General features: G+C 74.1%; 16 protein-coding genes. 10 read left to right on the top strand and 6 right to left on the bottom strand.

What is annotated here, in order from left to right; translation table 11 throughout:
* On the bottom strand, positions 1 to 550 hold a 550-nt coding region (locus ACIY1X_RS01935), incomplete at its 3' end, for an ArgP/LysG family DNA-binding transcriptional regulator (RefSeq protein ID WP_399677582.1).
* 75 nt (positions 551 to 625) lie between these two features.
* Between ACIY1X_RS01935 and ACIY1X_RS01930 the strand changes: the two genes are divergently transcribed.
* Positions 626 to 1264, top strand: coding sequence for a LysE/ArgO family amino acid transporter (locus ACIY1X_RS01930; RefSeq protein WP_399677581.1), 639 nt, complete (start codon positions 626 to 628; stop codon positions 1262 to 1264).
* 10 nt (positions 1265 to 1274) lie between these two features.
* Here the strand turns inward: ACIY1X_RS01930 and ACIY1X_RS01925 are convergent, their stop codons facing one another.
* Together ACIY1X_RS01925 and ACIY1X_RS01920 are read right to left on the bottom strand one after the other, a co-directional pair.
* The gene (locus tag ACIY1X_RS01925; RefSeq protein WP_399677580.1) at positions 1275 to 2153 is read right to left on the bottom strand and encodes a TauD/TfdA dioxygenase family protein; all 879 of its coding nucleotides are present in this window, start codon (positions 2151 to 2153) and stop codon (positions 1275 to 1277) included.
* A 13-nt stretch (positions 2154 to 2166) separates the two neighbouring features.
* Positions 2167 to 3123, bottom strand: coding sequence for a tripartite tricarboxylate transporter substrate binding protein (locus ACIY1X_RS01920; RefSeq protein ID WP_399677578.1), 957 nt, complete (start codon positions 3121 to 3123; stop codon positions 2167 to 2169).
* A gap of 99 nt (positions 3124 to 3222) precedes the next feature.
* On the opposite strand from ACIY1X_RS01920, the gene ACIY1X_RS01915 reads away from it, so the two are divergent.
* The 7 genes from ACIY1X_RS01915 (at position 3223) to ACIY1X_RS01885 (ending at position 8034) form a co-directional block, all read left to right on the top strand.
* A complete protein-coding gene (locus ACIY1X_RS01915; protein WP_399677576.1) occupies positions 3223 to 4008 on the top strand; it encodes an IclR family transcriptional regulator in 786 nt (261 codons plus the stop codon).
* A 10-nt stretch (positions 4009 to 4018) separates the two neighbouring features.
* Positions 4019 to 4642, top strand: coding sequence for a 16S rRNA (guanine(966)-N(2))-methyltransferase RsmD (gene rsmD, locus ACIY1X_RS01910; RefSeq protein WP_399677575.1), 624 nt, complete (start codon positions 4019 to 4021; stop codon positions 4640 to 4642).
* A gap of 60 nt (positions 4643 to 4702) precedes the next feature.
* Positions 4703 to 5206 carry a pantetheine-phosphate adenylyltransferase gene (coaD, locus tag ACIY1X_RS01905; protein ID WP_038206910.1) on the top strand — a complete coding sequence of 168 codons (504 nt, stop codon included), beginning with the start codon at positions 4703 to 4705 and terminating at the stop codon, positions 5204 to 5206.
* A gap of 12 nt (positions 5207 to 5218) precedes the next feature.
* Positions 5219 to 5887: a 5-oxoprolinase subunit PxpB gene (gene pxpB, locus ACIY1X_RS01900; RefSeq protein ID WP_051953319.1), complete on the top strand. Its 669-nt coding sequence runs from the start codon at positions 5219 to 5221 to the stop codon at positions 5885 to 5887.
* Complete coding sequence (locus ACIY1X_RS01895) at positions 5884 to 6897, top strand: biotin-dependent carboxyltransferase family protein (protein WP_399677572.1); 1014 nt, start codon at positions 5884 to 5886, stop codon at positions 6895 to 6897. The genes pxpB and ACIY1X_RS01895 overlap by 4 nt, the downstream gene beginning before the upstream one ends.
* 31 nt (positions 6898 to 6928) lie before the next feature.
* A complete protein-coding gene (gene pxpA / locus ACIY1X_RS01890; protein ID WP_399677570.1) occupies positions 6929 to 7681 on the top strand; it encodes a 5-oxoprolinase subunit PxpA in 753 nt (250 codons plus the stop codon).
* A gap of 122 nt (positions 7682 to 7803) precedes the next feature.
* Positions 7804 to 8034 carry a hypothetical protein gene (locus ACIY1X_RS01885; RefSeq protein ID WP_399677568.1) on the top strand — a complete coding sequence of 77 codons (231 nt, stop codon included), beginning with the start codon at positions 7804 to 7806 and terminating at the stop codon, positions 8032 to 8034.
* A 3-nt stretch (positions 8035 to 8037) separates the two neighbouring features.
* Here the strand turns inward: ACIY1X_RS01885 and ACIY1X_RS01880 are convergent, their stop codons facing one another.
* A complete protein-coding gene (locus tag ACIY1X_RS01880) occupies positions 8038 to 8751 on the bottom strand; it encodes an alpha/beta fold hydrolase (protein ID WP_399677566.1) in 714 nt (237 codons plus the stop codon).
* Between the two features lie 84 nt (positions 8752 to 8835).
* Here ACIY1X_RS01880 and ACIY1X_RS01875 point away from each other — a divergent pair, with 84 nt between their 5' ends.
* Entirely contained in the window at positions 8836 to 10017 is a 1182-nt protein-coding gene (locus tag ACIY1X_RS01875; protein ID WP_399677565.1) for a Yip1 family protein, read from the top strand.
* Positions 10018 to 10049: 32 nt separating this feature from the next.
* Positions 10050 to 10721: a histidine phosphatase family protein gene (locus ACIY1X_RS01870; RefSeq protein WP_399677564.1), complete on the top strand. Its 672-nt coding sequence runs from the start codon at positions 10050 to 10052 to the stop codon at positions 10719 to 10721.
* 2 nt (positions 10722 to 10723) lie between these two features.
* Here ACIY1X_RS01870 and ACIY1X_RS01865 read toward each other — a convergent pair whose 3' ends face one another.
* Together ACIY1X_RS01865 and ACIY1X_RS01860 are read right to left on the bottom strand one after the other, a co-directional pair.
* Entirely contained in the window at positions 10724 to 10939 is a 216-nt protein-coding gene (locus ACIY1X_RS01865; protein ID WP_399677586.1) for an oxidoreductase-like domain-containing protein, read from the bottom strand.
* Between the two features lie 11 nt (positions 10940 to 10950).
* The coding region (locus ACIY1X_RS01860; protein ID WP_399677563.1) for a GDSL-type esterase/lipase family protein at positions 10951 to 11427 on the bottom strand (477 nt) is incomplete at its 5' end.

Below are 11427 nucleotides of genomic sequence, written 5' to 3'. Positions count from 1 at the left end.
GCCGCGCCGCCACCGCCGGGCTGGCGACGGCCACGTAGCGCATCGCGCCCAGCGCGCGCACGCTGCAGCCGGGCGCCGGCTGCGCCAGCGCCGTCACCGCGGCCAGCACCGTGCCGCTGCGCAGGCGCTCGGCGGTGTGGTCCTGGTCGTCCACCGCCAGGTCCAGCAGCACCGGCGCGCCGGCCGCGAAGCGCGCCACCGCCGGCAGGAACCAGGTCGCCAGGCTGTCGGCGTTGACGGCCACCGGCAGCCGCACGCGCGCGGGCGGCGCGGCCGGGCCGCCGCGGGCCGCCGGCAGCGCGGGCAGCGCGCCGCCCAGCTCGTGCTCCAGCAGGCGCACCTCGTCCACGTGGCGGCACAGGCGCTGGCCTGCGTCGGTGGCGGTGCAGGGCGGGCCGCGCCGCACCAGGGCGCAGCCGACGCGCTCCTCCAGCAGCCGCACGCGCTGCGAGACGGCCGAGGGCGTGACGTTCAGCGCCCGCGCGGCGCGCTCGAAGCTGCCCTCGCGCACCACGGCGTGCAGGGCGGAGAGGGCGGCGTAGTCGAGCATGCGGATAAAGAAAAACTGAATCGGATGAAGCAGATTCAGTTTGTCTGAACGGCGCGGGGCGGGCAAGCTCGGCGCATGCCGGCCGCCTCGTCTTCCGCCTTCGCCTTCGCCCAGGGCCTGCTGCTGAGCCTGGGCCTGATCGTCGCCATCGGCGCGCAGAACGCCTTCGTGCTGCGCCAGGGGCTGCGGCGCGAGCATGTCGGCGCGGTGGTGGCCTTCTGCGCGCTGATGGATGCGCTGCTGGTGGCGGCGGGCGTCGCCGGCATGGCCGGGGCGCTGGGCGAGCGGCCGCTGCTGGCGCGGGCGCTGGCCGGGGCCGGCGCGGTGTTCCTGGCCGCGTACGGCCTGCGCGCGCTGCGCCGCAGCCGCATCGCCGGGGCATCGCTGCAGGCGGCCGGCGGCGCGCCTGCCCTGGCCTCGCGCGGCGCGGTGCTGGCGCAGGCGGCGGCCTTCACGCTGCTCAATCCGCACGTCTACCTCGACACCGTGCTGCTGGCCGGCAGCGTCGGCGCCCAGCATGCGGCGCCGGCGCGCGCGGCCTTCGTGGCCGGGGCGGCGCTGGCCAGCACGCTGTGGTTCGCGCTGCTGGGCTTCGGCGCCCGCGCGCTGGCGCCGGCCTTCGCCCGGCCGCGCGCCTGGCAGCGGCTGGACATGGGCATCGGCGCCGTGATGCTGGCGCTGGCCGCGGGCCTGGCCTGGCGCGCGGCGGGCTGAGCGCCGCGGCTCAGGCCGCGCGGAGCATCGCCTCGGGCGTGTCGTTGACGGTGGTGCGGCGCAGTTCGCGGCGCTCGGCGATGTCGTAGCGGCGGCCGCGGTGCAGGGTGCTGCGGTTGTCCCACATGACCAGGTCGCCGACCTGCCACGCGTGCCGGTAGACCCGCTCGCGCTGCGTCGCGTGCTCCAGCAGGTCCTGCAGGTACATGCGGCTCTCGGCGGTGGGCCAGCCGATGATCTGCCGCGCGTGCACGCCCACGAACAGCACCTTGCGGCCCGAGCCGGGATGCGTGTCCGCGATCGGCCAGACGGCGGGCGGGATCTCCTTCTTCTGGTCGTCGGTGTAGGCGTCGTCGCCCAGCAGGATGCGGGTGTGCAGTGCGAAGTGCTCCGCCTTCAGGTCCTGGATCTCCGCCTTGGTGCGCGCGTCGAGCGTATCGTAGGCATCGCGCAGGTCGGCGAACTCGGTGTCGCCGCCCCAGCTCGGCTTGATCACGCAGTGCAGCATCGAATAGGCGGCCCGCGGATCCATGAAGGAGCTGTCCGAATGCCATAGCTGGTTGGCGAAGTTGGACAGGTTCTTCGGCGAGTCGCGCTTCGCCACGTTGCCCTGCGCGTCCACGTTGGAGATGTCGATCAGGCGCTCGTCCCCCAGCCGCTCGGGCCGCTTGAACACGCGCTTGAGCCCGATGTCCAGCGGGCCGAAGGCGCGGGCGAAGTCGAGCTGCTGCTGCGCCGTCAGCGGCTGCCCGCGCCAGACCAGCACGGCGTGCTCGTTCATGGCCCGGTTGATGGCGCGCACGTCGCCGTCCGAGAGCGGCTGCGTGAGGTCGACGCCGGAGGCCTCGGCGACGAAGACGGGATGCAGGGGTTTCAGTTGCAGGGTCATGGCGCGGTCACTCTCACTCGATTTCGATGTGGGCATCGACGACCACCTTGCCCCAGCGCTTCATTTCGCTGGCGATGAAGGCGTCGAACTCCTCGGGCTTGCTGCCCACGATCTCCAGCCCGTACTCCTGCGCGCGCTGCTTCATCTCGGGGCTGGCGAGCGCCTTGCGGGTGTCGGCGTAGATCTTCTGCAGCACCGGCTTGGGCGTGCCCGCGGGCGCGACGAAGCCGAGCAGTGCACCGACGTCGAAGCCGGGCAGCACCTCGGCGACCGTCGGGTAGTCGTGGCCGCTCACGCGCCGGGCGCCCATGGTCGCGATCAGCTTCATCTTGCCGGCCTGCACGTAGGGCAGCACGGAGAGGAAGGGGTCGACCACGAGGTCGAGCCGCCCGCCCATGAGTTCGGTGTGGGCCGGCGCGCTGCCCTTCATGGCGACGTGCTGCATCTCGAAGCCCGCCTCGCGCTTGAGCAGTTCCGCGCCCAGGTGGGTCGTGCTGCCGGCGCCCGGCGTGCCGTAGTTCAGCTTGCCGGGGTGGCTGCGGGCGTAGGCGATCAGCTGCTTCAAGTTGTCGAAGGGCGCATCCGGCCGGGCGACGATGGCCAGCTGCATGTTGAACAGCTGCGTGATGCCGGCCAGGTCGCGGGTGGTGTCGTAGGGCAGGCGCTTGCGCAGCGTCGGGTTGACCGCCAGCGAGGAGTTCACCATGCCGAAGGTCAGGCCGTCGGGCGCCGACTTGGCGACGAAGTCGGCGCCGATCACGGTGCCGGCGCCGGGCTTGTAGTCGATCACCACCGGCTGGCCCCAGCTCTCCTGCAGCTTCACGGCCAGCAGCCGGCCCACGGTGTCGGTCGGGCCGCCGGGCGGGAAGGGGATGACGATCTTCACGGGCGCCTTGGGAAAGTCCTGCGCGGCCGCGCCGAGGGAAAGGGCGGCGGCCAGCAGGCCCGCGCCGAGCTTGATCCAGTTCAAGGTGTCTCCTGTTTTGCGGATTAAATGGAACGTGGTTTCAAAAAATCATAGACGAAGTGTCCATAAAATGAAACGATGTTTTGAAAACATGGGGAAAACATGGGAGTCGAGGCCAGGGACGAGGTGAGCGCGCTGGCGCGCGGGCTGGCGCTGCTGCGCGCGGTGGCGGACGCCGAGGCGCCGCTTTCCAACCGGGAACTGGCCGAACGCTCCGGCATCCCCAAGGCGACCGTCTCGCGCCTGACCTCGACGCTGCAGTCCGCCGGGCTGCTGCGCCTGTCGCCCGACGAGCGCTTCACCCTGGGCCCCGCCGCGCTGCACCTGGGCAACGCCTACCTGCGGGGCTTCGACTTCCGCCAGCAGGCCCGCTGGCACCTGGCCGAGCTGGCGGAGGCGGCCGGCGGAAACGTCCACCTCGGCGTGCGCGACGGCCCGGACATGCTGGTCATCGACACCGTGCACCCGCGCACGGCGCTGATCCTCTCGCGCATGGACGTGGGGCTGCGCATGGCCATCGCCACCTCGGCGATGGGCCGGGCCTACATGGCGGCGCTGCCGCCGCCGCAGCGCGACGCCCTGCGCGAGGACCTGCGCGCGGCCGGCGTCGATGCGCGCACGCGCGCCCGGCTCGACGAGGCGATGGCGGAGCACCGGGAGCGAGGCTTCAGCGTGTCCTTCGGCGAGTGGCATCCGGACATCCATGCGCTGGGGTTCAGCCTGCGCGGCCCGCGGGGCGAGCTCTACGGCGTCAGCGTCGGCGGGCCGGCCTACATGCTGCCTGCGCAGAAGTTCCTCGAGGAGGTCGGCCCGCGCCTGCTCGAGGTGCAGCGGGCGATCGAATCGGAAGCGGGCCACGGCCCTGAAGGCCCGCGCGAGGGCCGCTAAGCTCGCCCGGATGAAGGGCCAACCCCACAAACCCGCGCCGCGCGCCGCCCGGGCGCACGAGCTGCGCATCATCGGCGGCCAGTGGAAGCGCACCCGCCTCGCGGTGGCCGACCGCCCCGGCCTGCGGCCCACGCCCGACCGCGTGCGCGAGACGCTGTTCAACTGGCTCGCCAGCCTGGCCGGCGCGGGCGGCGGCGCGCTGCCCGGCTGGCGCTGCCTGGACGTGTTCGCCGGCACCGGCGCGCTGGGCTTCGAGGCCGCCTCGCGCGGCGCGGCCGAGGTGCTGCTGTGCGAGCAGGACGCGGCGCTGGTCGCGCAGATGAAGGCGGTGCGCGAGAAGCTCCATGCCGAGGCCGTGCGCATCGAGCGCGGCGACGGCGCGGCGCGGCTGGAAGCGTCGGCGCCCGGCCACTGGGACGTGGTCTTCCTCGACCCGCCCTTCGACCAGGCGGCGCTGTACGCGCGCTGCCTCGCCGCGGCGGCGCGCGCGCTGCGGCCGGGCGGCGTGGTCTACCTGGAGGCGGCCCGCGAGTGGACCGCCGCCGAACTCGCGCCCCTGGGCCTCGTGCCGCTGCGGCACCTGCGGGCCGGGGCCGTGCATGCCCACCTGCTGCATGCGGCCGAGGGCGGCTGAGCAGGGGCTCCCTCGCACGGCGTACATAATGCGCCGGACCCAGCCCGCAGGAGGAACCCCATGACATCCCAAGTGATCGCGGTCTATCCCGGCACTTTCGACCCCATGACCCTGGGCCACGAGGACGTGGTGCGGCGCGCCACCCAGCTGTTCTCGCACGTGATCGTCGCGGTGGCGGCGGGCCACCACAAGAAGGCGCTGTTCTCGCTCGCCGAGCGCATCGAGATGGCGCGCAACGTGGTGGAGCCCTTCGGGGACCGCGTCACGGTGGAGAGCTTCTCGGGCCTGCTGCGCGACTTCGTCGTCGCGCGCGGCGGCAAGGCCATGGTGCGCGGCCTGCGCGCCGTCACCGACTTCGACTACGAGTTCCAGCTCGCCGGCATGAACCGCTCGCTCATGCCCGAGGTGGAGACCGTCTTCCTCACCCCCAGCGACAAGTACCAGTTCATCTCCAGCACCTTCGTGCGCGAGATCGCGATGCTCGGCGGCGAGGTGGACAAGTTCGTCTCGCCGCACGTGCAGGAGCGGCTGGCCGACAAGGTGCGCAGCCAGGGCCGGGAGTAGGTGGCCCGCGCCGTGGCTGCGTCCGCGCCGCACCTGCGGCTGCATCCGCTGGGCGAGGCCGCGCTGCTGGCCGAGCTGCCGCCGCCGGCCACGCTCGACGCGCAGCGCCGCATCTGGGCCCTGGCGCGCGCGGCGCGGCGCTGGCCCGAGGTGCAGGAGACGCTGCCCGGCATGAACAACCTGACCCTGCTCTACGACCCGGAGCAGCTCGACGCCGGCGAGCTGGAGCTGCGCGTGCTTTCGCTGTGGCCCGAACTGGCCGCCGAGGACGAGGGCGCCGCGCGCACCGTCGAGATCCCCGTCGACTACGGCGGCGAGCACGGCCCCGACCTGCACGACGTGGCGCGCCACACCGGCCTGCCGCCCGACGAGGTGGTGCGCCGCCACGCAGCGGGCGCCTACGTGGTGTACCTGCTGGGCTTCCTGCCCGGCTTCGCCTTCATGGGCGGGCTGGCGCCGGAGCTGGCCACGCCGCGCCGCAGCGAGCCGCGCACCGCGGTGCCGGCGCGTTCGGTGGGCATCGGCGGCGCGCAGACCGGCATCTACCCGCTGGTCTCGCCGGGCGGCTGGCAGCTCATCGGCCGCACGCCGCTCGAACTGTTCGACCCTGCGGCCGAGCCGCCCACGCTGCTGCGCCCGGGCGACCGGGTGCGCTTCGTCGCGCGGAGCGTCGCGCTGTGACGATCACGGTGCTGCGCCCCGGCATGCTCGCCTCGGTGCAGGACCTGGGGCGCTTCGGCCGGCGCGAGCTGGGCATCTGCCCCGGCGGTGCGCTCGATGCGCTGGGCCTGGCGCTCGCCAACCGGCTGGCGGGCAACGAGGACGGCGCCGCCGGCCTCGAACTCACCCTGGGCAACTGCGAGCTGCGCTTCGACGCCGACACACGCATCGCGCTGGCCGGCGACGACTTCGGCGCGCGGCTGGACGGCCGGCCGCTGTGGCCGCTGTGGAGCGTGCCGGTGCGCGCCGGGCAGCACCTGCGCCTGGGCGGCGCCAACGCCTCGCCGCACAAGGCGGGCCTGCGCACCTGGCTGGCGGTCGCCGGCGGCATCGACGTGGCGCCGGTGCTCGGCTCGCGCAGCACCGACCTGAAGGCCGGCTTCGGCGGGCTGGAGGGCCGCCCGCTGAAGAAGGGCGACGTGCTGCCGCTGGGCGCGAGCCGCCTGGACGACGGGCAGCGCGGCCAGCGCCCCTTCGGCATCCACGGCCCCGCCTGGGACGAGGACCTGTGCGAAGGCGAGGCCGCGCCCGAATGCATCACCCTGCGCACCACGCCCGGCCCCGAGTGCGGGCACTTCAGCGAGGCCGAGCGCCGCCGCTTCCACACCGCGGCGTGGCGCATCACGCCGCAGAGCAACCGCATGGGCAGCCGGCTCGAGGGCCCGGCGCTGACGCGCCAGCGCGAGGGCGACATGCTGTCCTCAGCCGTCATCCCCGGCACGGTGCAGGTGCCGCCCTCGGGCCAGCCGATCATCCTGATGGGCGATGCGCAGACCACCGGCGGCTACCCGCGCATCGCGGTCGTCATCCGCGCCGACCTGTGGAAGCTGGCGCAGGCGCCGCTGGGTGCGAAGCTGCGGCTGCAGGAGGTGGACGCCGCCGCCGCCCTGGCCGCCTGGGCCGCGCAGAAGCGCTACCTCGCATCGGTGCAGCGGGGCCTGGCGGCGATGGGCTGGCCGGCGGCGGCGTAGACTGGGCCGCACCCACGCGAGGCCATCCACCATGCAAGTCGATCTGAATGCCGACCTCGGCGAAGGCGCCGGCAACGACGAGGCGCTGCTGCAACTGGTCAGCTCCGCCAACATCGCCTGCGGCTGGCATGCCGGCGACGCGAAGACCATGCGCCAGTGCGTGCGCTGGGCGCTGGCCAACGGCGTGGCGGTGGGCGCGCACCCGAGCTTTCCGGACCGCGAGAACTTCGGCCGCAGCGCGATGCAGCTGCCGCCGGAGGAGATCGTCGCCAACATGCTCTACCAGATCGGCGCGCTCGACGCGATCGTGCGCGCCGAGGGCGGCCGGCTGGCGCACGTCAAGCCGCACGGCATGCTCTACAACCAAGCGGTGAAGGAGCCCGAGCTCGCGGCGGCCCTGTGCGAGGCGGTGCGGCTGTTCGACCCCTCGCTGCGCTTCTTCGGCCTGGCCGGCAGCGGCATGATCGAGGCGGCGCGCCAGGCGGGCCTGACGCCGGTGGAGGAGGTCTTCGCCGACCGCGGCTACATGCCCGACGGCAGCCTGGTGCCGCGCGGCCGGCCCGGCGCGCTGATCGAGGACGAGGAAGAGGCCCTGGCGCAGACGCTGTCGCTGGTGCGCGACCGCCGCGTCACCGCCATCGACGGCAGCAGCGTGCCCGTCAACGCGCAGAGCGTGTGCCTGCACGGCGACGGCGCGCACGCGCTGGCCTTCGCGCGGCGCATCCGCCAGCGCCTCGATGCCGAGGGCATCGCCGTGCGGCCGGTGGCCGGCGGCGCGCGCTGAGAAGACGAAGACACGCCCCGCCGCGGGCCGCGTGCGCCGCGCGTGACTTGTTTCCTTGTGCCGGCGCGGCAGCGCCGTTACAACTCCCGCCCATCCAAGAAAAAACAGTCAGGGAGAAATCGATGGGCTTGCGCGACATTGCGCTGACGGTGCGCGAGGCGCCGGGCGGCCGCTTCATCTGGCGGCTGATGGAGGGATCGGGCGACATCGGCCCCTTTCCCACCTACGTCCGGCTGGCCGACGCCGAGGACAGCTTCGACAGCTATTCGTCGGCACTCGTGGCCGGCATGGCGGCGCTACGCCGGCTGGGCAGCCCGGTCCAGGGGCCGCAGCAGCGGATCGATCCGCCCTGAGCCTCAGGCCGGCGCCACGCGCCGCAGCCACTCGCCCAGCAGCGCGTTCACCTCGGCCGGCCGTTCCATGGTCAGCATGTGGCCGCAGTCGCGCAGCCAGTGCAGTTCGGCCTGCGGCAGCAGCGTCGCGATCTCGCGCGAGGCGGCCGGCGGCGTGAGCCGGTCGGTGTCGCCGCACAGCACCAGCACCGGGCAGCGCAGCCGGCCCAGGTGGACGCGGGCGTCGGGCCGCTCCATCAGGGCGCGGTTCTGGCGGATCAGCTGCCCGGCGCCGGCGTCCAGGATCATCTCCAGGTAGCGGCCCGTCAGCTCCGGCCGGGCCGCCTGCGCCGGGTGGAAGGCGAACACGATGTTCGGCTCGATCACGTCGCGCACGTCGCCGCGCTCGAACAGCTCGATGGCGTCGGCGCGCAACTGGTAGGTCTCGGGCGTCTCCGGCGCGGCGTTGGTGCCCAGCAGCGCGAGCCCGGCGATGCGCCCGGGCGCCTGGCGCGCCGCCTCCATCGCGACCATGCCGCCCATGGAGGCGCCGCACAGCACCAGCGGCCCCTCGGTCTCCGCCAGCATCGCGGCCGCCATGGCGGGCAGCGAGGCATGGCGCATGTGCGCGTCGGACACCATCGGCCGCAGCGCGGGCGGCACGGCGGGCAGTTGCGCCTCCCACAGCCGCGCATCGCAGGCCAGGCCGGGAAGGAAGACGAGACGGGGGGAAGGCATCGGCGCATTCTGGCATCGGCCCGCGCGGGCGTGCTCCTACACTGCCTGCCCAGGTCCACCTGCACAGGAAAAGGGAGCGCCTCCGTGAACGCCATCGTCCAGCGAGTCCAGGACATCCTGCTGCGTCCGCGCAGCACCTGGCCCGTCATCGACACCGAGGCCGGCGATGCCGCTGGCCTCTACCGCCGCTACCTCGCCGTGCTGGCCGCGCTGCCGGCGCTGGCCGGCTTCGTCGGCCTGTCGCTGGTGGGCGTGGGCGCCTTCGGCGTGCACTACCGCGTGCCCTGGGCGACCGGCCTGATGTCGGCGGTGGCGGGCTACGTGCTGGCGCTGGCGGCGGTGTTCGGCCTGGCGCTGCTGGCCGATGCGCTGGCGCCCACCTTCGGCGGCCGGCGCAGCCGCTGGCAGGCGCTCAAGCTGGTGGGCTATGCGAGCACGGCGGCCTTCGTCGCCGGCGTGTTCAACATCCTCCCGGCGCTGTCGCTGCTGGGCGCGCTGGCAGCGCTGTATTCGCTCTACCTGTTCTGGCTGGGCGCGCCGGTGCTGATGGGATGCCCGCCGGACAAGGCGGCCGGCTACACGGCGGTGCTGGCCGTGTGCAGCGTGGCGGCGTGGCTGGTGGTGGGCGCGGTGCTCTCGCTGCTGGCGCCGCCGGCGCTGCGCGTGGCGGGCGCGGACGGGAATGCGGCGGTGACCATCCGGACCCCGGGCGGCGAGCTGCGCATCGACGGCGCGCAGATGGAGGAGGCGGCCCGCCGCATGGCGGAGGCCGCCAGCCGGATGGAGCAGTCGGCGCAGCAGGCGGCCGCGGGCGCCGCGCGGCCGCCCATCGACCCGCAGCAGCTTCGGGCGATGCTGCCCGAATCGCTCGGCCCCCTAGCGCGCGAATCGATCGAGGCGCGCTCGCAGGCGGTGGCCGGCGTCGGTCACTCGCAGGCTCGGGCCCGCTACCGGGCCGGCGACGAGCGCATCGAGCTGCTGATCAGCGACACGGGCGGGCTGGCCTCGCTCATGTCGGCGGCCACGTGGGGCGGCACCACGCTGGACCGCCAGACCGACGGCAAGGTGGAGAAGGTCTATCCGCAGGATGGGCGCACCGTGCGCGAGGACTACGCCACCGACGGCCACCGGTCGGAGTACGCCGTCATCCTGCGCAACGGCATCCTCGTCGAGGGCCGGGGCGACCACCTGGGCATCGAGCGCGTGCGCGAGGCCGTGACGCAGCTGCCGCTGGCGCGGCTGGAGGCGCTGCAGCGCCAGCCATGACGCCGCGGGCGGTGGACAATGCAGGCCGTTCCATGCCCACCGACCTCATCCTCATCCGCCACGGCGAGACCGACTGGAACCGCGAGCTGCGCTTCCAGGGCCACATCGACGTTCCCCTCAACGACACCGGCCACGAGCAGGCCCGCCGGCTCGGCCTGCGCCTGGCCGGCGAGACCGTCCACCACATCGCCTGCAGCGACCTGCTGCGCACCCAGCAGACCGCCGCGCCGGCGGCGCAGCAGCTGGGCCTGCCGGTGCGCACGACCATCGAGCTGCGCGAGCAGAGCTTCGGCGTCGGCGAGGGGCTGCGCGCCGAGGAGATCCAGGCGCGCCACCCGCGCGCCTGGGAGGACTGGCTGGCCTTCCAGGCCGACCGCGCGCTGCCGGGCGGCGAGTCCACCCGCGAATTCCATGCGCGGGTGATGGCGGCGCTGGGCGGCATCGCCGAACAGCACGCCGGCCGGGTGGTGCTGGTCGTGACGCACGGCGGCGTGCTGGACATGGTCTGGCGCACCGCGCGCAGCCTGGGCCTGGACGGCCCGCGCCGCAGCGAGATCCCCAACGCGGGCGTCAACCGCGTGCGCATCGCCGATCCGGCGCGGCCCGAGGCGGTGGAGATCCTCGACTGGGCCGACACCGCGCACCTCACGGGGCTGGGGCCGCAGCCCAGCTACGACCAGTCCCGGCACCTGAAGCGCGGCTGACGTCAGCGCGCGAGGGCGGCTTGCGCGTCCTCGCACCACCACGCCGCGGCGGCGTAGAAGCCCTCCCACACGCAGCCGTTGCAGCCGCGGCCGCAGCAGGTGTCGGGCTCGGGCGGTGGCGGGCGCAGGGCGACGCCGGCCGCCGCGGCCCGTGCCTGCCAGGCCGCGAAACGCGCCCGGGCCCCGGCCAGATCGCCGGCTGCCGGTGGTGGCGGCATCTCGTCGCCGCTCACCGCCAGCCGGCCTCGCGCAGCTGCGCGGCGATCTTTTCCGCGATGCGGGCGTAGCCCTGGGCGTTGGCGTGGATGCGATCGGAGCGCAGCGCGGCGTCCGACAGCACGCCCGCGTACACGCCGGCCAGCAACTGCACCTGCGCCTCGCGGGCCAGCTCGGCGTAGAAGGGCGCATCCGCGAGGACGCCGACGGCGGCGCGCATCGCGTCGGGCGCCGGCGTGGCGATCAGCGCCACGTGCGGCGTGTGGGCCTTGGCCTGGCGCAGCAGCTTGGCGATGGCCGTCCGCGTGGACTGCGCCGGCACGCCGCGCAGCATGTCGTTGCCGCCGATGCCGACCAGCACCGCGTCGAAGCGCTGCGCCGCGAGCAGCGGCTCCAGCCGCGCCAGCGCGCCTTCGGCGGTGTCGCCGTTGACGCCCTCGTTGTGCAGCTCCCAGCCGGTCAGCCGCGCCAGTTGCGCGGGCCAGTCGGC

The organism is Xenophilus sp. (assembly GCF_044462705.1).
Taxonomy (GTDB): Bacteria; Pseudomonadota; Gammaproteobacteria; order Burkholderiales; family Burkholderiaceae_C; genus Xenophilus; species Xenophilus azovorans.
Note: the sequence above shows the minus strand (reverse complement) of the source record. Positions and strands in the feature narration are given on the sequence as shown.